Below are 22359 nucleotides of genomic sequence, written 5' to 3' on the forward strand. Positions count from 1 at the left end.
CGGCGGGCACGCCGAGCGACATGAGCAACGCATTCACCAAGGGCGACAAGGTCAGCTGGAAGACGTCCCAGGGCACCACGCACGGCAAGGTCGTCAAGAAGCTGACGAGCGACTGCAAGATCGACGATCACCAGGTGCGGGCGTCGACCGACGATCCGCAGTACCTCGTCGAGTCGGACAAGACCGGCGCGCACGCGGCCCACAAGCCGGACGCGCTGACCAAGGCGTCCTGAGAGACGCCGAAGGCCCCGCGGTGGCGGGGCCTTCGGCGATGCGGCGAAGAAGTGGACCGTGCACCCGACCTTGTGGCATGCCCACCGGAGGCTGACGCTGACATTCTGGCTCGGGCCCGGGAACTCCCGCTACGCCCGTCGGTTGTCGCTTAAGGCTGCTTCCTTCCGGACCTGACCTGGTTCACGAGCCGACGTCGCGCGGGACCCGGGCCGTCAACACCAGACTGCAGCGCGCCGACCCGATGGCCACACCCCGCGATCGGGGATTCGGCCTCGCTAGAGCGGATTGCGAGCGACAGGGCACCGCTACCTCCCCGCCTAGCACGGTCCGCGATCCAGACTACCTGACGGCCACCGCAGCCGGTGCACGGGTCCGGCCGCCGGCGCAGCGGTCAGGGCCGGACCGGCCTACGGCTCGGTGAAGGTCGTGACGCCGGGGTTGGCGCTCGACCCCCCGGTGCTCGTCGTCCCGGTCCCGGGCGGCGTGGTCGTGGCGGGCGGGGTCGTCGTCGCGGGCGGCGCGGTCGTCGCCGGCGGTGTCGTGGTCGCGGGCGGCGTCGTGGCTGCGGGCGGCGTCGTGGTCGCGGGTGGCGTGGTCGTCGCGGGAGGCGTGGTGGTCGCCGGGGGGACGGTCGTCCCCGGCGTCGTCGTGGTGCCCGGGACCCCGGTCGTCGCGGTGGCGGCGGGCGGCGTCGTGGTGTTGGCGCGGCCGGGGTCGTCGTCCTGCGTCACGAGCAGCGCGATGAGCACGCCGACGATCACCGCGAGCACGCCGGCGGCGATCAGCGCGGCGTCCGGTCCGCGGCGCGACCGCAGCGTCGTGCCGCAGGTCGGGCAGAAGATCGCGTCGGCCGCGAGCGGCGTGGCGCAGACGGGGCAGGGCCGGACGGCGACCGGGGCGCCGGCGACAGGTGGGGGCGTGGCCATCGGTCGAGAAGCTACCTACGCGGGCCCGGGCGTGTCACGGCGCGGTCGCGGGCAGGCGCCGGTCGAGCTCACGGCGCAGCTCGCGCCGGACCTGGGTGTCGATGTCGTCCACCTGGTCGTCGATCTCCTTGCGGATGTCGGCGATGCCGTCGTCGACCTGGGTCTGGACGGTGTCGCCGGTCATCGCGAGCGCGGTGATGAGGACGCCGAGGACGAGGACGGTCTGCACGAGCAGGAGCAGCGCCACCGCCGGCAGCACCCGCCGGCGGTAGGAGCGGCGGCACCACGGGCAGTGCGAATCGGCGGTGGTCGCGACGCTGGCGCAGTGGGGACACAGGCGCTGGGGAGTGGGCGCGCCGGGAGCGGGACGGACGGTCGACATCGGCTCGACGCTACTGCGGCTTCCTGAGGCCCGCCCAAAGCTGACCCCGGGTTCCCCGACCGCGGCGGTGGTGAAAGTCCGGACGACGCGCGCGCACGGCCTGCGCGCGCCCGGGCTACCGTGGAGCGCATGGCCACCATCTGGACCATCGGCTACGAGCGCCTGCTCCCAGGCCCGCTCGTCGCGGAGCTCGCGGCCGCCGGGGTGGAGCGCCTGATCGACGTGCGCTACCGGCCGCAGTCCCGCCGCGCCGGAATGTCGAAGACCCGTCTGGGCGACCTGCTGCGCGAGCACGGCATCGCGTACGAGCACCGGCGCTCCCTCGGCACCCCGCCCGACCTGCGCTTCCTCTACAAGAACAAGCGCGTCGCCGAAGGGGCCGCGGGCTTCGCGGAGTACGTCGAGGCCACGGCGGCGGACGAGCTGGACGCGCTCGCGGCGGAGCTCGACGACGGGCCGCGGACCGCGCTGCTCTGCCTCGAGGAGGACCCGGCGGTCTGCCATCGCCGCAAGCTCACCGAGGCGCTGCAGGCCCGGCGGCCGGACCTGCAGGTCGTCGACCTCTGAACGCGGGCTGGACGGCCGCTGGAGACGGCGGATACTGTGGCCGCCGTGCGCCGCCTCCTCATCCTGCTGCCGGTCCTGCTGCTGTGCTCGGTCGGCCTCGCGGGCTGCGGTTCAGGTGGCGAGGGCCCGACGCTGCGTGAACGCGCGCAGCAGGTCCGTGAGGACGCCAAGCAGCTGCGGGAGGACTCCCGCGAGCTGCGGAAGGACCTGAAGGCGCGTGTCCTGAAGCGGACGGAGCGGGTCCGAGCCCGGGCGCGCCGCGTCGGCGACGAGCTCGCGGCGAAGGTCCGCAAGGCCCTGGACGACCTCGAGCGATCGGTCCCGCGGGCGGACGAGCAGACGCGTCCGCCGAGCTCCGCCGGCCGGGCGAGCACCGCGAAGATCGACGACTTCCTCACCGAGACGCTGCGGAGCATCGACAGCTACTGGTCGAAGACCTTCGCGGCCAACGAGCTGGAGGAGCCCAGCGTGAAGTACAGCTGGGTGCCGCCCGGCGAGGAGGTCCGCAGCGCCTGCAACGGCCAGCCGGCGGACGACACCGCGGCGTTCTACTGCCCGGCCGACGACACGATCTACGTCGGCCGGCGCCTGGCGACCGGCGTCCTGGAAGGGACGCTCGAGGGCCTGCCCGGCGAGGGCCGGGCCATCGGCGACTTCGGCGTCGCGTACATGGTCGCCCACGAGTACGCCCACAACCTGCAGCAGGAGCTCGGTTTCTTCTCCAGCGCTCGCGCAGGCGCCTCTGCCCGTCCGTTCGAGCTGCAGGCCGACTGCATGGCAGGGGTCTGGGGCGCGTCCGTCTACCGCGAGGGGCTGCTGACGGACGACGACGTCCAGGAGGCGCTCAGCACGACGCTCGCCGTCGGCGACTTCGAGGTCGGCAGCCCGCAGCACCACGGCACCCCCGAGGAGCGTCGGGACGCGTGGCAGCTCGGCTTTGAGTCCGGCGAGCCGTCGGTCTGCACGGAGTTCGTGCGCGCCTGAGCCCGGCGGGCGTCAGACCATCCGGCGGCGGGCCGCCCAGCGGGTCAGTTCGTTGCGGTTGGACAGCTGGAGCTTGCGCAGGACGTTCGACACGTGCGTCTCCACGGTCTTGATCGAGACGTGGAGGCGGGCGGCGATCTCCTTGTACATATAGCCCCGGGCGAGCAACAGCAGCACCTCCTGCTCGCGCGGGGTGAGCTGATCGAGCTCGGGGTCGGCGACCGCGGGGCTCGCCGCCCCGCCGAACGCGTCGAGCACGAACCCGGCGAGCCACGGCGAGAAGACCGCGTCGCCGTCGGCGATCCGGTGGATGGCGGCGGTCAGCTCCTCGGGCGCGACCGACTTCGTGAGGTAGCCGCGCGCACCCGCCCGGATCGTGGCGACGACGTCGTCCGCGGCGTCGGAGACCGACAGGGCGAGGAACTTCACGGCCGGGCGCTCCGCGTGGACCGGGCCGACGACGGTCGCGCCCACGCCGTCCGGCAGGTGGACGTCGAGCAGCACGACGTCCGGCTCCAGGCGCTGGATCAGCGGGATCGCCTCCTCGACCGAGCCGGCCTCGCCCACGATCTGCACGGTCGGGCCCAGGGCCGCGCGCAGCCCGGTCCTGAAGATGACGTGGTCGTCGACGATGACGATCTTGCGCAGTGGCAGGCTCATGGGGTCGGGCGCGGGAGCAGCAGTTCGATCTCGGTGCCCTCGCCGGGCGCCGTGTGGATCGTCGCACGTCCACCCAGCCCGGCCAGGCGCTGCTCGATCGAGTCCCGGATGCCGCGGCGATCCGCCGGGATCCGGTCACGGCGGAACCCGGTGCCGCGGTCGCGGACGTACACCGACGCCTCCTCCGGGGCGATCCGGGCCAGGACCGAGATCTCGGCGGTGCCGGAGTGCTTGGCGGCGTTCGTCATCGCCTCGCGCGTCGCGGCAACGAGCGCCTCGAGGCCGGCGTCGAGCGGCCCGTCGCCGGGCTGGACGAGCGCGACGACGACCTCGTAGTCCTCCTCCACGGCGTCGGCCGCGTGGCGCAGGGCGCCGGCGAACGTCGTCGCCGCGTCAGGGTCCTCGCCGCCGTAGAGCCAGGCGCGGAGCTCACGCTCCTGGCGCCGCGCCAGCGCTCGCGACCGCTGCGTGTCGTCGGTCGTCTGGATGAGCGCGAGGGTCTGCAGCACCGAGTCGTGCAGGCGCGCGGCGACGCGTGCGCGCTCGTCGGCGCGGACGCGCTCCAGCCGCTCGGCCTGGACCTCGCCGCGCGCGCGGCCGAACGCCGGGCCGAAGAGCAGGCCGATCCCCGACGCGACGACGGCACCGGCAACGGCCGCGGACGCGAAGGCGCTCAGGCTGCCGTCCTGGGCGATGATCGTCAGGACGCCGCCGCCCAGCAGCAGGCCGCCGACGACCGTCCGGGCGACGGCGGGGACGCGCCCCTCCTGCGTCGCGTTCCAGGCGACGGGGACGGCCTGGCGCCACACGACGGCGATGCCGCCGAGCAGGAGCAGGGTGGGCGCCGAGGACCGGATCGACGCGAGCAGCACCGCGAGGCCGCTGAGCAGCGCGAGCAGCCCGAGGGCCCGCTGCAGCGGGCGCGGGTGCGGCTCGGGGGGACCGTCCGGCGGCGGCGCCGGCAAAAGGATCCCCGCGAACAGGTAGGCGACGAGCCCGAACCCGCCGGCGAACGTCGCGGCGGCGACGCCGAGGCGGAGCAGGACCGGGTCGATCCGCAGGGCCGCGCCGATGCCGCCGCAGACGCCGAGCACGACCCGGTCGGCCCCGGACCGGGCGACCGTGGCGCGGTGCGCGGCGTGCGCGGCGGCGGGGTGCACGTCAGGGGCCATAGGCGAGGACCGCGGCGCTGCCGTGCGGGGTGTCCGCGTCGATGAGCAGCGTCCGGGCGGGCGCGGCGACCGGGGCGGTGCGGCCCGCTGCCTTCGCGCTCGGCTTCGCCTTCCCGGACCCGCGCCCGGCGGCCGGGTTCGTCCTGCCCTTGGCAGCCGCCTTGCCGGCCGCCACGGCGCGGGCGGTCCGGTCGGCGCGCTCGGCCCGGTTGACGCGGTCCACCCCGGTCACGAGCGTCGGGCCGATCGAGCGGACCCGCACACCGGCCGGGACCCAGATGGTCAGGTTGCCGACCCCGACGGCGCCGCGGACGGTCGTCGTCCCGCGCGGCAGGCGCGTGTCCCGCAGGTCGATGTCGAGCGAGCCCACCCCGAGGCGGTAGCGGTCCTGCAGGTCGCTGGCCGCGGCGGGACGCTCGGTGCGGGCGCCGATGCCGCCGCGCAGCTGGTCCGGCAGCGCGGCGACAGCGAGGGTCGCCGTCCCGAGCAGCACCGCGAGGGCCAGGAGGGCGGCGGTGCCGCGGCGGCCGGCCGTCGCGATCGCGGTCAGCGCGACCCCGGCGGTGACGGCCGCGAGCAGGCCGGCCACACGGGAGGTCGTCACGGCGACACCGCCGCCGACGACGAGCGCGCCGAACGTCGCCGTCCCCAGCGCGAGGGCGCCGAAGACGTACGGGGCGACCGGGCGACCCGCGTCGACGACGTCCGCAGGCGGGTCGGCGGTGGCGTGGCGCAGGGTGGGCTCCACGCCACGGGCGGCAGCGGTCGGTGTGGCCGGCGCGGCGGCGTGTCCCGGGGCCGGCCAGGCTGCGGTGGTGGTCGTCGCCGGGGCCGGGGAGCCGGCCGGGGCCTGGGCCATCGGCGCGGGGCCGGCTGCAGGGCGGGACGCGAGGCCGGGCCCGGGCGCGGCCGCGGTGTCGTGGCCCGTGCCGCGGAGCAGCACCCAGCCGGCCGCGAGGGCGCCGCCGAGCAGCAGCGGCCCCGCGAGCACGCCCCGGACGCCATCGTTGATCCCGACGTCGCCGGCCAGCAGCACGATCCCCGCGATGCCGACGAGGCCCCAGCCCAGCAGCGCGTCCCGCGTCGCGACCGGCCGGCCGCCGAGCAGGCCGCGCCCATCGTCGTCGGGGACGATGAGCGCCCCGGTGGCGTAGGCGACCAGCGTGAGGCCAGGAGCCACGAGCGCGCCCAGGAGCACGGCGAGGCGCACGGCCAGGACAGGGACGTCGAGGGCCTGCGCGATGCCGGCGCAGAGGCCGAGCATCCGGCGCTCCCCGGAGGCCCGGCGCAGGGTGGGGACGGCGTGGACGGGTGTGGGCGAGGTGCTCATCGGGTTCGTTTCGTCGGGGGACAGGGTGTCAGCCCTGGAGGAGGGCGGCAGAGGTCTGGGGTCCGGGGACGCCGTCGACCGCCAGGCCGCGGGCCGCCTGGAACGACGCGACCGCGTCGGCGGTCCGGTGGTCGAAGCGGCCGCTGACCGCCGCGGCCGGCAGCAGGCCGAGGTCGGCGAGGTGGTGCTGGACGGTCCGTGCCGGGAGGGCGGGGATCGCGCCGCTGGCCGTGGCGCCGCCCGGGACGGCCAGCGTCCGGAGCGCTGCCCACAGGCCGGCAGGCCACCGCGGCATCGGTCGGGCGGCGGGCCTGAGGGCCGGGACGGGAAACGTGGGTGTGGGGTGGGTGCTCATCGGGGCAGTCGGTCGGGGGGTGGAGCCAGCATCGGGCCACCACGCGCCGCTGACCATCGGGGATCACCCGGAGTCGCCCCTGAGTCACCCCGGACGCGCCACCCCGACCGCTGCCTCCCGCGGCCCCCCTCCGGCCCCGGAACGACGAGAGCCGCCCGGAAGGCGGCTCTGGGACTGCGATGGACGAGGAGGGACTCGAACCCCCGACCCCGCGCGTGTGAAGCGCGTGCTCTAGCCAGCTGAGCTACTCGTCCGGACGGGACCTGCAGCGCGGATCCTATCGACCCGGGCCGTCCGCCGGTCGCGCGATCGGGCGGACAGCGGGGCCGTAGGGTTCGTCGCGGCCCGCCCCTCGTCCCCGCCACCCGGAAAGCAGCCCGCGCATGAGCCTGAAGATCACCGGCGTCGACTTCGTCTGCGTCCCCACGTCCGACCACGACCGCGCCGTCGCGTTCTACGGCGGGACGCTCGGCCTCGAGCAGCGCCAGCGCTGGGGCGACATGCCCGCCACCGAGTTCCAGGCCGGCAACCTGACGCTGGTCGCGTTCGATCCGAGCGCGTTCGGGCAGGGGGCGGCGACGGCGAACAGCGCCCCGATCGCGCTGCAGGTGGACGACGTCGCGGTCGCCCAGGCGGCGCTGAAGGAGCAGGGTGTCGAGTTCGTGATGGAGCGGTTCGACTCGGGTGTCTGCTGGCAGGCCGTGTTCCTGGACCCGGACGGCAACCCGCTGATCCTGCACCAGCGGTACGCGCCCCCGGCCGCCTGACCGGCCGCCGGTTCTCGTACGGTGCGCGGGTGGCCGCGCCCCCGAACCGCATCATCCGCGGGGAGAACCTGAAGGTCCTCCCCACCCTCGGCGACGGCGCGTTCCAGATGGTCTACATCGATCCACCGTTCAACACCGGCAAGCGGCAGACCGCGCGGACCCTGAAGATCCAGCCCGACGACGGCGGCGACCGGATCGGGTTCGCGGGACGGCGGTACGCGAGCCGGCTGCTGGCCGGGTCCTCCTACGTGGACGAGTTCGGCGACTACCTGGCGTTCCTGGAGCCGCGCCTGGTGCAGGCGCGCCGCGTCCTGGCGGCGAGCGGGACGCTGTACTTCCACATCGACTACCGCGAGGCGCACTACTGCAAGCTGCTGCTCGACGAGGTCTTCGGCCGCGAGAACTTCCTCAACGAGATCATCTGGGCGTACGACTACGGCGCTCGTGCGACCCGCCGCTGGCCGGCCAAGCACGACACGATCCTCGTGTACGCCCGCGACCTGGCGGCGAACTACTTCGACGCGGCCGAGGTCGACCGCGAGCCGTACATGGCCCCGGGCCTCGTCACGCCCGAGAAGGCCGCCCGCGGCAAGCTGCCGACCGACGTCTGGTGGCACACGATCGTCTCGCCGACCGGCCGCGAGAAGACCGGCTACCCGACCCAGAAACCGGAGGGGATCGTGCGGCGGATGGTGCTCGCGTCCTCACGCCCCGGCGACATGTGCCTGGACTTCTTCGCCGGCAGCGGGACGCTGGGCGCGGTCGCCGCGCGGCACGGCCGCGGCTACGTCCTGGTGGACGAGAGCACGGCGGCCATCAAGGTCATCACGGCCCGTCTGGCCGCGATCGACCCGGACGCGCCGGCGGTCGAGCGGATCCCGCAGCCGCGGCGGCGCAGGCCACCGGCCACCACGCCCCCGGCCGTCGCCCCGCTCGAGGTCACGCCGGACGCCGGAGCGCCGCCGCCGCGGGCCGCCCCGCCGGACTCAGCAGCCGGGTGAGGCCGGGACGCCGGCGACGCTGAGGTGGTCCTTGGCCCACGTCGCGATCGCGGTCATGTTGCGCGTCCCGGTCTCGTGGCTGCCGTCGGCCGGACGGCTGATCATCGCGATCGCCACCCGGCGCCCGCCGACGCGCGCGATGCCCATCTGGCGATCGATGTAGCCCCCGTTCGCCCCGGGGCTGCTGCCCGGCCCCCAGCCGCCCTTGAGCTGCGCCGCCCCGTCGATCCGCCCGAGGCCCCAGCGCTGGCCGCCGACCGTCTGGCCCATCAGGTCGAGGACCGCGCGGCCGGCCTTCAGACACGGCATCCCGGCGACGAACCGGGCCTGGTCGGCGACCGCCCAGACCGTCTGCCCGAACGCGGTGTACCCGCTCCGCAGGCGCCTCGACTGCACCGTGGTGGTGCGGTCGCCGGCGCTGCGCAGCTGCCGCGTCGCGGCGCCGGCGGCCTTCGTGCCCGACCCGAGGCTCGACCACAGTCGCTCGGCCGCCGCGTTGTCGGACGCGGTGATGGCCGCGCGGAGGTTCGACGACTGCGCGCTCGTGCGGCCAGCGGCGACCACGGCCATCGCGACCGGGACCTTGCTGGTGGACCACGCGATCGCGCTCTTCAGCGAGCCGGCGCTCTCGACCGCCTGGCCCTTCCCGAGCGGGGAGACGGCCAGCCCGATCTGCCCGCCGAGCTTCGACTGCAGCTTGCCGAAGCTGGCCTTGTCGCGGGCGCTCAGCAGCTCGGCGTCGGCTGCCGGAGCGGCGAGACCGGCGAGCGTCAGGGCGGCCACAAGCGGGGACAGGCGGGACAGGCGCATCCCGAGACGGTAGCCGGGCGGGTGGCCGTGGGCGCGAGGCGTGGGCCGGACAGCCGCGGGTGACGTGGGGACCGTGTGCGCTGGTGCATGCACGACGTGCGCCAGCGCACGAGGTCCCCGCGGACCGGTCAGCAGACCGGCGTGATCGGCGCGGCGGCCGGGTCGACGTGGGCGACGACCCACTTGGCGATCGCGGTCAGGTTGCGGGTCCCGCCACCGAACGATCCGTCGGCCGGCTGCGTGGCGATCGTCACCGCGACCTGGTGGCCGCGGATCCGCAGGATGCCCATCTGGCGGACCAGGTAGCCGCCCCCCGACCCGGGTCCCCACCCGCCTTTGAAGCGTGCACTCACGCCGGCCGAGCCGAGCCCCCACCGTTGATCGGCGACGACCTGGCCCATGAGCGCGAGGACCTGCCGACCGGGTCCGGTGCAGGTCATCCCCGCGGTGAACCGGACCTGGCCGGCGAGCGGCCACTGCGTCTGGCCGAACGCCGTGAAGCCGGAGCGCACCCGCTGCGTCTGCACGCTCGTGGACACGTCCCCGGCCGCGCGCAGCTGCGCCTCGACGAGGGCACCGGCTTGCGACGGTGGCCCGAGGTTGCTCCACAGGCTCTCGGCGGCGCTGTTGTCCGACGCGGTGATCGCCCGCGACAGGAGGCCGGCGGAGCTGCCCCCCGTGCCCTTGGCGTAGGTCGCGGCGGCGACGCCCGTCTTCATCGTCGACCAGGCGACACCGGTCTGCAGGCTGCCCGCGGTCTGCACGGTCCCGCCCCGGCCGGCCGGCATGACGGCCACGCCGCTGGTACCCCCGAGGCTCGAGGCGAGCGCCCCGAAGCTCGAGCGATCGGCGTCGCTCAGGAGGGGTCCGCGGGTGCGGGTGGCCGCCGGGCGGGACGGCGCCGGCGCCGGCGCGCGCTTCGCCTTCGGCCGCTTGGTCTTCGCCGTCGCCTTGGGACGGGCCTCGGCGGGCGCCGACGCCGCGGGTGGCGGATCGGCGGGTTCGGCGCCGGGGAGCTCGGGGTTCTGCGCGTTGGTGTCGTCGATGGCCTGTCCGGCACCGACGGACCGGAACTCCGCCTGGCGACGCTTGGCCGAGGCGTCGATCGTCGCGGCCAGGCGCGCGTCCACCTGGGCGACGCTCGGCGGCCCGTCGTCCCCGCTGCTGCCGCAGCCGGCGAGCAGGGCGCAGGTCACGGCGAGGACGAAGGACGGGACGGCACGACGCACGCCGCAGAGCCTGACACGTCCCGCCGCGCAGTGGGACCCCCGGCCCGGGCTTGGCTAGGCTCCGGCGCCATGCGCTCCGGTCGTCGACCCCTCGTGCTGGGCCTGCTCGCGGCAGCCCTGCTCGCCGCCGGGTGCGGGGACGATACGAGCACCACGGCGACCACCGGAACCGCCGCCGGTGACGGCCCGCCCACGCAGGCCCTCACCGCAGCGGCCCGCTCGCTCACGTCCGCCATGACGGCCAGCGCCGAGGCCATCACCGCGGTCACGCCCACGCGCGCCTCGCTCGACCGGCTTCATGCCCTGCTCGAGCCCACGTCCGCCCAGACGGACGACGTCGTCAGCCTGATCGCGCCGACCGCCCAGGGCTCGGAGGCGACGACCCAGCTGCTGGCCGCCGCCCGCGACCAGGCGACGTTCCTGCGGGAGACCGGCGTCGCCGTGCGGGCCGGGTCCCGCGCCGCGGCCGTCCGCGCACTGACCCGGGCCGCCGCCGCGGCGACGGCAGCGACCCGCCGCTACCAGCGACTGACGCTCGTCCCCCGGGCCAACCTCGCCGGCGACCTGCCCCCGGAGACCGCGTTCGACCTCGACGCCCCGCGCGCCGCGGTCGGCATGATGCGCTACCCATGACCCGCCGCCGACCGCTGACCCTGCTCCTGATGACGACGACGGCCGCGGTCCTGGCGACCGGGCCCGTCGCCGGGACCGCGGTCGCCAAGGACAGCTCACTCGCCGGCAAGACGGTCGTCCTCGACCCCGGCCACAACGGCGGCAACGCGAGCCACCCGCAGCAGATCAACCGCCAGGTCGACGTCGGCGGCGGCCAGCGCAAGGCGTGCAACACGACCGGCACGGCGACCAACAGCGGCTACTCGGAGGCGGCCTACACCTGGGACGTCGCCAAGCGCGCCCGCCGGGTCCTGCGCAACCGCGGGGCCACCGTGATCCTCACCCGCAGCAGCAACACCGGCGTCGGCCCGTGCGTGAACGAGCGTGCGCGCATCGCCAACCGCGCGAACGCCGACGCGTCCGTCTCGATTCACGCCGACGGCTCCGGCGCCGGCAACCGCGGGTTCCACGTGATCGAGCCGGCGCGCATCGACGGACTGACCGACGACATCTTCAGCGCGTCGCACCGGCTCGCAGTCGACCTGCGCGGCTCCTTCCGGTTCGCGACCAGGCAGCCGTATGCGAACTACATCGGCCGCAACGGGATCGATCGCCGCGGCGACCTCGGCGGCCTTCGCGTCGCCGACGTCCCTGCCGTCTTCATCGAGACCGGCAACATGCGCAACGCCACCGACGCGCGGGGCATGACGAGCCCTGACTACCGGCTGAAGGTCGCCCGCGGGATCGCGAACGGCATCGCCCGGTTCGTCACGCGCCGCCCGGCGTAGTCCGCCGCGCGATCACCTTGTAGGAGCACGATGCCTTCGCGCGTTTGTTCCGCAGCGTGTAGCTGACCCGGTAACGCCGGTTCCCGATATCCGTCGCGGTGAGCTTGATCCGATAGGCGTCCGTCGACCGGTCCATCCCGAAGCCCCCGCGCCGGATGCGGAGCGGCGGGTCGGTGCCGTCCTCGATGAGCGCGATGTTCGGCAGGCAGACCCCGCCGACGAACAGCCCGACGACGCTCTGGCCACGGATGACGAAGCTCGCGTAGGTCACCTGCCCGCGGATGCCCGAGTAGGAGATCGACTTCTTCTTGACGGCTGCGGCGGGGGCCACGACCGGGACCACCGCCACCCCGCCGGCGACGACCGCCGCCACGCACAGCGGCGCCGCGAGGACGGCACGTGCGCGGGACGGAGGACCGGTCGCCATCGCGCCAGGCTCCCACGCGGGCGTGGCGGCCACAAGGTGCAACCGCGACAGGCGACGCGTTACGCGGCTCGGCGTGCCGAGGTCTACGGTTGTCCGCGTGAACGCGGGGGCCCTGAGCACACCGGATTCAGGCACGGCCGAACCCGACGGCGGATCCCTCGCGATTGGCGCTCGCCGCACGGCGCTGATCGCGCTCACCATCCTGCGGCTCTCCGCGGTCCTCGTCGTTCTCGCGCTCGGCTCGACCGTGGACGATCCGCGCCTCGGCGTCTACCTGCCGCTGGCGGCGGCCGGGGCGCTGGCCGTCGCGGCCACGAGCCGGCTGCTGTGGCGCGAAGAACGCACGGGCTCGCGGACGGCGAACGTCGCGCTCTGGCTCGACGGTGCGTTCCTGCTCGTGGCCTGCGCGCTCAGCGGTGGCGGCGACAGCCCGGTCCTCCTGGTCTTCATGGTCATGCCGCTCGTGGCCGCGCTCGTCCTGCGGCCGTGGCCGATCGTGATCGCCGGCTTCGGGATCGCAGCCGGCCGCATCGCGCTCGGCGGGGAGCCCGACGCCATCGCCGCCTTCCTGGTCGAAGGCGTCTGGGCGACCGTCATCGGGGTCGTGGCGGCCCGGGGCCGGGCGGCGTTCTGGCGTCGCCTGGACGGCCTCGATGCGGTCTGGAGCGCGCTCGTCCCGGCCAGCGCGCAGAGCCTCGTCCGCCAGCGTGTCGCCGACGAGCTGCGCATCGTCGCGCTCGAGCCGCTGACCGTCATCCGGGCCGCCGCCGCGGCCGCGGTTCCGGGACCGGACGGACCGCCTCGCGCGCTGTTCACCACGCTCGCGGAGCGGGTGCGGTCGATCACCGACGCCACTCGTGCCGTCGTCTACGAGCTACACGGCATGTCCGGGTTGACCGGTCCGGTCGATGCCCGCCTGCGGCAGCTGGCGATGCGCCGCGCGCCCGGCTGCACCATCGACGTCGATGTCGACGACACGGTCCCTGAAGGCCTGGCCGAGCCGCTCGGCGCCGTCGTCCGCGATGCGCTCGCGCTGGTCGTCGGCACGGCGACGCGCGTCGTGACCGTCCGCGCGCGAAGCGTGGGCCGCAGCGTTCGCGTGGAGGTCGCCGCCGGCCCGGCATCGCCGCTGGACCGCCGGACCGTGCAGCTGCGATGGGCCGCGCTGACCGCCCGGCCTGGAGTCAGCGATGCGACCCTCGGAAGCGACCGCGACGGGCGCCGGATCGACCTCCGGCTCCGTGGGCTGGCGCTGACGGACGAGCGGGCGCGGACCGTCCTCGGCCGGGACTTCCGGGACATGGGCCCGTTCATCGCCGCTGTGCACGCCGGGTTCGTGGTCGTCGGGCTGGCAGTCCCGCTGCTCGTCGGTGGCGCCGAGCCGGCCTACTGGTTCGTCGCCGTGCCCACGGCGGCGCTGATGCTGCTGTACAGCTGGGTCCTGCGGCGGCCGCGTCGCGGCTGGATCTACGTCGCGATGTTGCTCTCCAACCTCGTCCTGCTCCCGGCCTCGTTCGCCTTCGCCGGGACCGAGGCGCAGCTCGCCCTCCTTCCCGCAGCGATCGCCTTCCCCGTCACCGCAGCAGTGGTGTTCCGGCCGGTGGTCGTCGGCCTGGCGTGTGCGGCAGGCGCCCTGGCCCTGGCGCTGCTGGGCGAGACGACGCAGCCTGCCATGTCGATCGCGGCGGCGTGGGCGGTGCTCGCGGGGGTGGTCGAAGCCTCCGTCCGAGCACGGCTGCAAGGGCGCCTGTTCGAGGTCTCGGGCCGACGGCTGCGGCTGCTCACCGGGCTGTTGGTCGCCGAGGACGCCGAGCGGCGCCGCCTCGCCCTGCAGCTGCACGACGACGTGCTGCAACTGCTGCTCGTCGCCCGGCAGGACCTCGAGGAGGCCGGCCAGGGCGACGCTGCCGCGGTGGCGCCGGCGCTCGAGGCGCTCGACCTGGCGCTCGCGAGCCTCGGCCGGACCGCCAGCGAGCTCGACGTCGGCGAGGGCGCTCCCGCGGTCGCCGGCGGCCTGGCCGACGCGCTCGCGCTGGTCGCCGTCCGCCGCGACGGGCCGCCGGTCAGCATCACGGTCGACCCGGTCGTCGAGGGCATCCGGGACGGGCTGCTCGCCCAGCTCACGCGCGAGCTCTACGTCAACGCGGCCAAGCACGCGGAGGCCGGGCTCGTGCACATCAGCGTCCGGCCGCAGGACGGCGGCATCGCCCTTGACGTCCGGGACGACGGCGTCGGCTTCGATCCGGCTCAGGCCCGGGCGGCACTGGACCGCGGGCACATCGGGCTGGCGACGGTCCGCGAGCGCGTCGCCGCGACCGGTGGACGCACCGACCTGCGGCGTGCCGCGGACGGCGGGACCCACGTCGCGGTCTGGCTGCCGCCCGTGGCCGACGCGGTCAACAGTCCCGCGTGAGCCGGCAGACCGTGTCGGCGTAGCCGGCCTTCAGCTGCTTGAGCGTCAGCCCGCGGTGGTGGCGCTGGTCGGTGAAGACGCGCGCGGTGAGCGGGGCCAGGAGCACGTCGACGAGGTACTCGTTGTCGGCGTCGGGGCGCAGCTGCGCGAGCAGGTGGCGGGTGTGCGTCCGGTGGACCGCGTGCGGCTCTGAGCGCAGGTACGAGCCGTGGCTGATCTCGGCTTCGAGCAGGATCTCGTGGTGCTCCTCGAGGCGATCGAGCATCGCGTCGCCGAACGCCAGCAGGCGGTCCCGCGGCGGGGCGCCGGGGCCGAGCGGCGCCGGCCCCCGGATCATCGCCTCCTGCAGCGTCGTCTCCGAGGCGTCCAGGACCGCCAGGGCGAGCGATGCTCGGTCGCCGAAACGCCGGAAGACGGTCCCCTTGCCGACTCCGGCCGCGGCCGCGATGGCGTCCATCGACGTGCACCCCACCCCGTTCTCGGCGAACAGCCGCGTGGCCGCGTCCAGGATCCGCTGCCGGTTCGCGACGGCGTCGGCGCGTTCCTTCGGGGTGACGGGTTGGACGACGGGGAGTTCCACGGAGGTCCAGCATACCGGATCACACGGCATTAACGGACCGCGGTCCGTTTGTGCTACCTTGGATCCACGCAGCAAAGCGGACCGCGGTCCGCTCCCCATCAGCACTCCCCCCCCCCACAATCGAAGGAGCACCACCATGAGCACCACCGACACCACCACCGACCGCCTCGCCGGAACCTGGAACTTCGCCCCGGTCCACTCGTCCGCCGACTTCTCCGTCAAGTACCTGGTCGCCCAGTTCCGCGGCGGCTTCGAGGACTTCACCGCCGAGCTGTCCGATGGCAAGCTGAGCGGCTCCGTCAAGGTCGCGTCCGTCAAGGTCAAGGACGAGAACCTCGTCGCCCACCTCCTCGCGCCGGACTTCTTCGACGCCGAGCAGTACCCGGAGATCACCTTTGCGTCCTCCTCCATCGACCTCGACGGCGACGTCGCGAAGATCGACGGCGAGCTGACGCTGAAGGGCGTCACGAAGCCGCTGAACGCCGTCGGCGCCGTCAACGGCCCGACCGAGGACTTCATGGGCAACACGCGCCTCGGGTTCACGTTCGAGACGACGATCGACCGCGCCGCGTTCGGCGTCGACTGGAACGCCGACCTCCCCAAGGGCGGCAAGGCCCTCTCGAACGACGTGACCCTCGTCGTCGAGCTCGAGTTCCACAAGGGCTGATCGGCATGCGGATCCTGGCCATCTCGGGCTCGCTGCGTCGGGACTCGCACAACACGGCGCTCCTGCGGGCGGCGGCAGAGATGCTGCCCGCGGGCGTCGAGCTGACGATTCACGACGGACTGCGGGACATCCCGCCGTATGACGACGACACGCTGGCGACGCCGGACGCATCCGTGGTCCGCCTGCGTGAGGAGATCGCGGCCGCCGACGGCGTCCTGATCTCCACCCCCGAGTACAACAGCTCGATCCCCGGGCAGCTGAAGAACGCGCTGGACTGGATGTCGCGGCCCCTCGCGGACACCCCGTTGCGTGGCAAGCCGGCCGCGGTGATCGGCGCGTCGACCGGCATGTTCGGCGCCGTCTGGGCCCAGGCCGAGACGCGCAAGGTGCTGAAGGCGATCGGCGCCCGCGTGGCGGACACGGAGCTCCCGGTCCCCAGCGCGGACGAGCAGTTCGACGCGGCCGGGAAGCTCACGGACGCCGAGCTCGAGGCGCAGCTGGTGACAGTGATCGAGGAGCTGGCGGACGCGGTCCGCGCCCGCGAGGCTGCGCGCGCCGCCTGACCGCGGGTCGGGCGCGCGCCGCCTGCCCCGCTGGTCGGACCCTCCCCGCCTGCCCCGCAGGTCGGACCCTCCCCGGGCCGAACGTCGGTTTCCCCTCGCGCCTGCGTGGGGGAACCGACGTTCGATGCTGCCGTCGGCCGCTGGGGCCATCGACCGTCGGTTCCCCCGTCCCCATGGGTGGGGAAACCGACGGTCGGTGCCGCGGTCGGGGTCGTGCCGGATCGGCGGGGTGGCGAAGGCGGCACACTGGTCGGCATCCGTACCCGGCCCTCCGCCCCCGTCCGTACCGCCGCGCTGCTCGCCGTGGCTGCTGTCGTCGCCGGGTGCGGGGACGGGTCCGGCACGCCCGCCGCCCCGCCGACGACCTCGGTCCGTCCAGCCGGGACGGGCACCGCGGCGCCGTCGGCACCGGCCGCACGCCCGCCGGCCCTGTGCCGCCCGGGCCGCCCCGTCACTCTCGGCCGCCTCCGCGATCCCGCTCTCGACGAGCTCAGCGGCCTCGCGCGCAGTCGTCGTAACCCGTCGGTCCTGTTCGCGAACGAGGACTCCGGCGCCGCTCCCGTCCTCACCGTCGCCCGGACCGACGGCACCGTGCTGGGGACCGTGTCCGTCACCGGTGCGGAGGCCGTCGACTGGGAGGACATCGCCTCCGGGCGCGGGCCGGACGACCGCGCCGTGCTCTTCGTCGCGGATATCGGGGACAACGCAGCGGCCCGGTCGTCGGTCCAGGTCTACCGCCTCGCCGAACCGGGGCCGGCCGGCGGCGCTACCGGCCTCGCCACTCGGCTCGACCTGCGCTACCCGGACGGCCCGCACGACGCCGAGGCGCTGCTGGCCGACCCGCTCCGGCGCGAGCTCGTGATCGTCACGAAGGCGCTCGGCGGCGGCCGCGCGTACACCGTCCCCGCGAGCGTGGCCGGTGGGGACGCCACCGCCGGGACGACGACGTTGCGCCGGGGCCCGGCGATCGACCTCGGGTGGGTCACAGCCGGGGACGTCAGCGGCGACGGACGAGTGGTGGCGCTGCGGACGTACACGTCGCTGGCGGTCTGGCAGCGACAGGGACGCGAGCCGCTGGCGACGACGCTCGCCCGGTCACCAACATGCCGGGCGGACGTCGACCTGGCCGGCGAGGGTCAGGGGGAATCGCTGGCGCTGGACCGGTCCGGCCGCACCGCGCTCACGGCCCCGGAGGGCGCGGCACCACTGCTGCGCCGCTACGGTCGCCCCGGAACGCGCGGACGCTGACGCCCGCGGGCCCGTCGTAGGTCGCCACAGCGACAGCAGACGGGCCCGCGCTGCCCGGCCAGTGGGTCAGCGGGATCGACGTCGCACCGGAGACCGCGGGTGAATGACGATCCACCCGGCCCGGAGCCTCGCGATCCGCCACCGGCCACCACGCGCCGCGGTGAATGACGATCCACCCGGCCCCGACCCAGGCAATCCGCCACCGGCCACCCCACGCCGCGGTGAATGGCGATCCACCAGGCCCCGACCCGTGCGATCCGCCAGTCGCCGCCGCACTCCGCGGCGGAAGACGATCCACCCGGCCCCGACCCGGGCAATCCGCCACCGGCCACCCCACGCCGCGGTGAATGGCGATCCACCAGGCCCCGACCCGTGCGATCCGCCAGTCGCCGCCGCACTCCGCGGCGGAAGACGATCCACCAGGCCCGACCCGGGCAATCCGCCACCGGCCACCCCACGCCGCGGTGAATGGCGATCCACCAGGCCCCGACCCGTGCGATTCGCCAGCGGCCACCACGCGCCGGGGGTGATTCGGCATTCAGCCTTCCAGGGCCTCCAACAGCGTCAGCGCGGCCAGCAGCTCCGCCGGGCCTGCGCGCTCCGCCGGTGGTAGCGCGCGGTCGATTGCCGCCTGCCGCTTGGCCACGGTGTTCTCGTGGACGCCCAGCCGGCGACCCGCGCGGCGCGGACTGCCCTGCTCCTCGAGCAGGACCCGCAGTGTCGCTGCCAGCCGGCGCGCCGGCGGCTCGGCGCCGGCCAGCGAGCCGAGCGTCGCCGCGAGGAACCGGCGGGCCTGGACGAGGTCATGCGTCAGCAGCGCCAAGAGCGCCACGTCCCGGTGCTGAACCGGACCGGACGTCGGCACGGCGAGCAGCCGCGCCACGCGCCGAGCCTCCATCGCCTCGTGGTGGCTCGAGCGGAACCCGGCCACGCCGCTGCCCGCCGATCCGACCGCGACCCGCGCCAACGCGTCCGGCTCATGCACCGGCACGGTCCCGCGCGCAGCCGAACCGACCGCCGCGGGCACCGACCTGGCTCCGGGCGCAGGCCCACCCACACGCGCACCCCCAGCCGCACGCCGAGCCCCAGTCGCAGCCGCACGCGCAGTCGCATCCCCAGCCGCACGCGCAGTCGCATCCCCAGCCGCACGCGCAGTCGCATCCCCAGCCGCACGCGCAGTCGCATCCCCAGCCGCACGCGCAGTCGCAGTCGCAGTCGCAGCCCCAGACGCAGTCGCAGGCACGGCCCCAGGCCCGGCCGTGGCCGCACGACCCCCAGCCGCGGCGACGACGCCGTCGGGACCGCCGGGGTCAAGGACCAGCGTCCCCGGCGGCGCCCACCCGGCCACCAGGCCGTCACCGAGGGCGACCACCAGCGCACGCGACCCGCCGACTGCCGCTGCCAGCGTCTCCGGGCTCGCGTCGTCCTCGTCCGCCCAGACCACGAACGCCTGGTGCTGCCCGCGCAGCTCGTAACCCAATCGGCTGCTCGTCGCCGCGACGTCGACGCGCGTCCCGGCAAGCAGCTCGGCGACCGCGGCCCGGCGGACCGCTTCGCCGCTGCGCATCCAGCGCTCGCGCTCGGCGGCGTAGCGCTCCATGACCAGCGTGCTGAAGATGTCCCCGGTGCGGAACGCGGCGTCCGAGAGCTCCTCGACGGCGTCGGCGACGGTCGCCGGGTCCGCGATGCGGGCGCGGATCTCGTCGACCGACCACTGCCACAGGACGTGCTGCGCGACGCGGTAGGCGCGGCCGAGGTCCGCGACAGGCACGTGGCGCCGGGCGAGCTCGCGCGCGAACGCCATCGCGGCCGGCGGCGGCTCGAGGTCGTCGAGGACGCCCGGGTCCTGGACGAGGTGCAGCATCAGCTCGAGGTTGGCGGCGGCGCTGCGCCGTGCCGCGTCGCGCAGATCGGCGTCGTCGCGCAGGAACGGAAGCTGCTCCTCGATGGCGACCGCGGCGACCTCGACCAGCCGGTCGACGCCGACGTCGAGCCCAGCGGCCAGCAGGACCTGGCGCCAGGTCGTCGTCTCCGCCATAGGCGACGAGCCTAGTGTGCCGCCGCCACACCGACAACCGACCGGCTCAGGCGCAGAGCACAGCGTCACCACCCCGCCCACGCGCCAAGATGCCGCATGGCCTCCATCCTGCCGCCGCCCGACGAGTACGCCGCCCTTGCGCCGCGTCCGGGGTCGCCCGTCGCGGTCGCCTTCAACGACGTGCGGGCGCTGTCCGCTGCGGGCTACGCCACGCTGCTGCAGGTCGCCCACCCGACCGTCGGCGCCGGTGTCCACCAGTACTCCTCGTTCGTCAAAGACCCGTGGGGCCGCCTGCTCCGGACGCTCGACTACGTCCACGGGACGGTCTCGGGCGGACCCGAGCTGGCGGGCACCATCGGGAAGCGGGTGCGCGAGATGCACCGCACCATCCGCGGGCACCGCGGCGACGGCGTCGCATACAGCGCGATGGAGCCGGACGCCTTCGCCTGGGTCCACGCGACCCTCGCCAGCTCGATCGTCGACGGCCACCGGCAGTTCGCGCGCCCGATGACCGACACGCAGGCCGAGGCGTTCTGGGCGCAGTGGATCGACGTCGGCAAGCTGATCGGCGTGCGCCCACGCGACCTGCCCGCCACCTGGCGCGACTTCCGCCCGTACTTCGACCGCGTCGTGCGCGAGGAGCTGACGTGGACGCCCGCCGTCCCCGAGCTCCTGGAGACGCTCGACCGGCCCGCACCGCCCGCGATCCCCGGCCTGCATCCGGCGCTGTGGAGCGTCATGCGGCGGCCGATGGCGCTGCAGCTGCGCATCGCGACCGTCGGCATGCTGCCGCCGGACCTGCGCCCGCGCCTGGGCGTGAGCCTGACCCGCAGCGAGGAGACCGCGTTCCGCGTGCTGTCGGCTGCCTCGCGCGCGGCGACACCCCTGATCCGCGGCCCGCTCGGCGAGTTCGGCCCGACCTACGTCAAGTACCGCCGCGCGGCCCTCGAGCGCGGGGACGTGGCAGCGGCGACACCGGCCGCGAAGCTCGCCGCGTGATCAAGCACCGACGCGCGGCCGGCGGGCCGAGCGGCGACACCGGCCGCGAAGCTCGCCGCGTGATCAAGCACTGACGCGCGGCCGGCGGGCCGAGCGGCGACACCGGCCGCGAAGCTCGCCGCGTGAGCGAGCACCGACGCGCGGCCGGCGGGCCGAGCGGCGACACCGGCCGCGAAGCTCGCCGCGTGAACAAGCACCGACGCGCGGCCGGCAGGCCGAGCGGCGACACCGGCCGCGAAGCTCGCAGCGTGAACAAGCCCGACGCGCGGCCGGCGGGCCGAGCGGCGACACAGGCAGCGAAGGTCGCTGCCTGACCGGCTCCACCCGGCGCGCGGCCGGCGTGCGATGCTCGCCCCATGAGCACCCCGTTCGCCAACTTCCAGTACGGCATCTACCTCGACGGCGCCGTCAACGGCAAGCGCCCGCAACACCCGATGGCGTGGGACGCCCTCGAGCGCGAGGCCACCGAGCGCCTGGCCCCCGGCCCCCGCGGCTACCTGAACGGCGGTAGCGGCACCGAGGACACGATGCGCGAGAACCTCGACGCGTTCCGTCGCCGGCGCATCGTGCCGCGGATGCTGCGCGACGTGGAGACCCGGTCGCTCGAGCGCACGGTCCTGAACACCGCGATGCCCGCCCCGCTGCTGATCGCGCCGATCGGCGTGCAGTCGATCGTCCACCCCCAGGGCGAGCTCGCCACGGCCCGCGCGGCCGCGTCGACCGGCCTGACGATGATCGCGTCCACCGCGTCGTCCTACACCATGGAGGCGATTGCGGAGGCCGGCGACGGCGCGACGCCGGAGGACCAGACGACGTCCCCGCGGTGGTACCAGCTCTACTGGCCACGCGGCCGTGAGCTTGCGCGGTCGCTCGTCGAGCGCGCCGAGGCCGCCGGCTACCAGGCGATCGTCGTCACCCTCGACACGTGGCTGCTCGGCTGGCGCCCGCGCGACCTGCAGGAGGCCTACCTCCCGTTCCTGGAGTCGGTCGGCATCGCGAACTACCTGAGCGACCCGGTCTTCCGGTCGACGCTCGAGAAGACCCCCGAGGAGGACCCGATGGCCGCCGTCGGCCAGTTCGTCGGCGTCTTCTCGAACCCGTCCGTCACGTGGGACGACCTCGCGTACCTGCGCGAGTGCACGAGCCTGCCGATCGTCCTGAAGGGCATCCTCAGCCCGGACGACGCGCGCGAGGCGGTCGCCCGCGGGATGGACGGCATCATCGTGTCCAACCACGGCGGTCGCCAGGTCGACGGGGCCATCGGCGCCCTCGACGCCCTGCCCGGCATCGTGGACGCGGCCGGCGCGGAGCTGACGGTGCTGTTCGACTCCGGCGTGCGCTGCGGCGCCGACGTCTTCAAGGCGCTCGCGCTCGGTGCGCGCGCGGTCTGCGTCGGCCGGCCGGTGATGTGGGGACTCGCGGTGGGCGGCGAGGACGGCGCGCGGCTCGTGCTGCAGTCGCTCCTGGCCGAGCTCGACCTGACGCTCGCCCTCAGCGGCCTCGCGCACGTGGACCAGATCGGCCGGGCGGCGCTCACCCCGCTGCACTGACCGCGCGCACGTCCCGGCAGATGCCGAACCGGCACGCCAGCGCGCCTACTCGCTCCA

Annotated in this window: 25 protein-coding genes, 1 tRNA gene and 1 other RNA gene; 14 read left to right on the top strand and 13 right to left on the bottom strand. The window is 74.9% G+C overall.

The window, feature by feature from the left end:
• Positions 1-20 precede the first annotated feature (20 nt).
• The gene (locus DSM112329_RS22085; RefSeq protein WP_354698718.1) at positions 21-233 is read left to right on the top strand and encodes a DUF2945 domain-containing protein; all 213 of its coding nucleotides are present in this window, start codon (positions 21-23) and stop codon (positions 231-233) included.
• Positions 234-289: 56 nt separating this feature from the next.
• On the opposite strand, the gene ffs is transcribed toward DSM112329_RS22085, so the two are convergent.
• The 3 genes from ffs to DSM112329_RS22100 form a co-directional block, all read right to left on the bottom strand.
• Positions 290-560: signal recognition particle sRNA large type (gene ffs / locus DSM112329_RS22090), an RNA gene on the bottom strand.
• Positions 561-641: 81 nt separating this feature from the next.
• The gene (locus DSM112329_RS22095) at positions 642-1160 is read right to left on the bottom strand and encodes a zinc ribbon domain-containing protein (protein ID WP_354698719.1); all 519 of its coding nucleotides are present in this window, start codon (positions 1158-1160) and stop codon (positions 642-644) included.
• 34 nt (positions 1161-1194) lie between these two features.
• Entirely contained in the window at positions 1195-1542 is a 348-nt protein-coding gene (locus DSM112329_RS22100) for a hypothetical protein (protein ID WP_354698720.1), read from the bottom strand.
• Positions 1543-1671: 129 nt separating this feature from the next.
• Between DSM112329_RS22100 and DSM112329_RS22105 the strand changes: the two genes are divergently transcribed.
• Positions 1672-2109 (top strand): DUF488 domain-containing protein, encoded by a 438-nt coding sequence (locus DSM112329_RS22105; RefSeq protein WP_354698721.1) that lies wholly within the window; start codon positions 1672-1674, stop codon positions 2107-2109.
• Between the two features lie 45 nt (positions 2110-2154).
• Positions 2155-3093 (top strand): neutral zinc metallopeptidase, encoded by a 939-nt coding sequence (locus tag DSM112329_RS22110; protein WP_354698722.1) that lies wholly within the window; start codon positions 2155-2157, stop codon positions 3091-3093.
• Between the two features lie 12 nt (positions 3094-3105).
• Here the strand turns inward: DSM112329_RS22110 and DSM112329_RS22115 are convergent, their stop codons facing one another.
• From DSM112329_RS22115 to DSM112329_RS22135, 5 genes are all read right to left on the bottom strand, one after another.
• The gene (locus DSM112329_RS22115; protein ID WP_354698723.1) at positions 3106-3753 is read right to left on the bottom strand and encodes a response regulator transcription factor; all 648 of its coding nucleotides are present in this window, start codon (positions 3751-3753) and stop codon (positions 3106-3108) included.
• Complete coding sequence (locus DSM112329_RS22120; protein ID WP_354698724.1) at positions 3750-4913, bottom strand: PspC domain-containing protein; 1164 nt, start codon at positions 4911-4913, stop codon at positions 3750-3752. Before DSM112329_RS22120 ends, DSM112329_RS22115 begins: the two co-directional genes overlap by 4 nt.
• Position 4914: 1 nt before the next feature.
• Positions 4915-6255 (bottom strand): PspC domain-containing protein, encoded by a 1341-nt coding sequence (locus DSM112329_RS22125; RefSeq protein WP_354698725.1) that lies wholly within the window; start codon positions 6253-6255, stop codon positions 4915-4917.
• Between the two features lie 28 nt (positions 6256-6283).
• A complete protein-coding gene (locus DSM112329_RS22130; RefSeq protein WP_354698726.1) occupies positions 6284-6610 on the bottom strand; it encodes a peptidoglycan-binding domain-containing protein in 327 nt (108 codons plus the stop codon).
• Between the two features lie 180 nt (positions 6611-6790).
• Positions 6791-6864 (bottom strand) — tRNA-Val (locus DSM112329_RS22135).
• A 129-nt stretch (positions 6865-6993) separates the two neighbouring features.
• On the opposite strand from DSM112329_RS22135, the gene DSM112329_RS22140 reads away from it, so the two are divergent.
• Positions 6994-7377, top strand: a complete 384-nt coding sequence (locus DSM112329_RS22140) for a VOC family protein (protein WP_354698727.1) — start codon at positions 6994-6996, stop codon at positions 7375-7377.
• Positions 7378-7406: 29 nt separating this feature from the next.
• On the top strand, positions 7407-8378 hold the full coding sequence (locus DSM112329_RS22145; RefSeq protein WP_354698728.1) for a site-specific DNA-methyltransferase: 972 nt from the start codon (positions 7407-7409) through the stop codon (positions 8376-8378).
• Here the strand turns inward: DSM112329_RS22145 and DSM112329_RS22150 are convergent.
• Positions 8364-9188 (bottom strand): hypothetical protein, encoded by an 825-nt coding sequence (locus tag DSM112329_RS22150; protein WP_354698729.1) that lies wholly within the window; start codon positions 9186-9188, stop codon positions 8364-8366. The genes DSM112329_RS22145 and DSM112329_RS22150 overlap by 15 nt on opposite strands.
• A gap of 128 nt (positions 9189-9316) precedes the next feature.
• Complete coding sequence (locus DSM112329_RS22155; protein WP_354698730.1) at positions 9317-10417, bottom strand: hypothetical protein; 1101 nt, start codon at positions 10415-10417, stop codon at positions 9317-9319.
• Between the two features lie 69 nt (positions 10418-10486).
• Here DSM112329_RS22155 and DSM112329_RS22160 point away from each other — a divergent pair, with 69 nt between their 5' ends.
• Together DSM112329_RS22160 and DSM112329_RS22165 are read left to right on the top strand one after the other, a co-directional pair.
• Entirely contained in the window at positions 10487-11050 is a 564-nt protein-coding gene (locus tag DSM112329_RS22160; RefSeq protein WP_354698731.1) for a hypothetical protein, read from the top strand.
• Entirely contained in the window at positions 11047-11817 is a 771-nt protein-coding gene (locus DSM112329_RS22165; RefSeq protein ID WP_354698732.1) for an N-acetylmuramoyl-L-alanine amidase, read from the top strand. The genes DSM112329_RS22160 and DSM112329_RS22165 overlap by 4 nt, the downstream gene beginning before the upstream one ends.
• On the opposite strand, the gene DSM112329_RS22170 is transcribed toward DSM112329_RS22165, so the two are convergent.
• Complete coding sequence (locus tag DSM112329_RS22170; RefSeq protein ID WP_354698733.1) at positions 11798-12244, bottom strand: hypothetical protein; 447 nt, start codon at positions 12242-12244, stop codon at positions 11798-11800. The genes DSM112329_RS22165 and DSM112329_RS22170 overlap by 20 nt on opposite strands.
• Positions 12245-12341: 97 nt before the next feature.
• On the opposite strand from DSM112329_RS22170, the gene DSM112329_RS22175 reads away from it, so the two are divergent.
• On the top strand, positions 12342-14657 hold the full coding sequence (locus DSM112329_RS22175; RefSeq protein ID WP_354698734.1) for an ATP-binding protein: 2316 nt from the start codon (positions 12342-12344) through the stop codon (positions 14655-14657).
• Here the strand turns inward: DSM112329_RS22175 and DSM112329_RS22180 are convergent.
• Positions 14641-15237: a helix-turn-helix domain-containing protein gene (locus DSM112329_RS22180; RefSeq protein WP_354698735.1), complete on the bottom strand. Its 597-nt coding sequence runs from the start codon at positions 15235-15237 to the stop codon at positions 14641-14643. The two genes, DSM112329_RS22175 and DSM112329_RS22180, sit on opposite strands and share 17 nt — an antisense overlap.
• Positions 15238-15373: 136 nt before the next feature.
• Here DSM112329_RS22180 and DSM112329_RS22185 point away from each other — a divergent pair, with 136 nt between their 5' ends.
• The 3 genes from DSM112329_RS22185 to DSM112329_RS22195 all read left to right on the top strand — a co-directional run bounded on the left by DSM112329_RS22185 (position 15374) and on the right by DSM112329_RS22195 (position 17715).
• Positions 15374-15904, top strand: coding sequence for a YceI family protein (locus DSM112329_RS22185; protein ID WP_354698736.1), 531 nt, complete (start codon positions 15374-15376; stop codon positions 15902-15904).
• Positions 15905-15909: 5 nt separating this feature from the next.
• Positions 15910-16467: an NADPH-dependent FMN reductase gene (locus tag DSM112329_RS22190; RefSeq protein ID WP_354698737.1), complete on the top strand. Its 558-nt coding sequence runs from the start codon at positions 15910-15912 to the stop codon at positions 16465-16467.
• Positions 16468-16770: 303 nt separating this feature from the next.
• Positions 16771-17715: a PE-PGRS family protein gene (locus DSM112329_RS22195; RefSeq protein WP_354698738.1), complete on the top strand. Its 945-nt coding sequence runs from the start codon at positions 16771-16773 to the stop codon at positions 17713-17715.
• A 538-nt stretch (positions 17716-18253) separates the two neighbouring features.
• Here the strand turns inward: DSM112329_RS22195 and DSM112329_RS22200 are convergent.
• Positions 18254-19753: a helix-turn-helix domain-containing protein gene (locus DSM112329_RS22200; protein ID WP_354698739.1), complete on the bottom strand. Its 1500-nt coding sequence runs from the start codon at positions 19751-19753 to the stop codon at positions 18254-18256.
• A gap of 96 nt (positions 19754-19849) precedes the next feature.
• On the opposite strand from DSM112329_RS22200, the gene DSM112329_RS22205 reads away from it, so the two are divergent.
• From DSM112329_RS22205 to DSM112329_RS22215, 3 genes are all read left to right on the top strand, one after another.
• Positions 19850-20752 (top strand): oxygenase MpaB family protein, encoded by a 903-nt coding sequence (locus tag DSM112329_RS22205; protein WP_354698740.1) that lies wholly within the window; start codon positions 19850-19852, stop codon positions 20750-20752.
• A gap of 122 nt (positions 20753-20874) precedes the next feature.
• Positions 20875-21066, top strand: coding sequence for a hypothetical protein (locus DSM112329_RS22210; RefSeq protein ID WP_354698741.1), 192 nt, complete (start codon positions 20875-20877; stop codon positions 21064-21066).
• A 42-nt stretch (positions 21067-21108) separates the two neighbouring features.
• Positions 21109-22302, top strand: coding sequence for a lactate 2-monooxygenase (locus DSM112329_RS22215; protein ID WP_354698742.1), 1194 nt, complete (start codon positions 21109-21111; stop codon positions 22300-22302).
• Positions 22303-22359 lie beyond the last annotated feature (57 nt).

The sequence above is a fragment of the Paraconexibacter sp. AEG42_29 genome, from assembly GCF_040581415.1.
In the GTDB taxonomy this organism is placed as follows: domain Bacteria; phylum Actinomycetota; class Thermoleophilia; order Solirubrobacterales; family Solirubrobacteraceae; genus Paraconexibacter.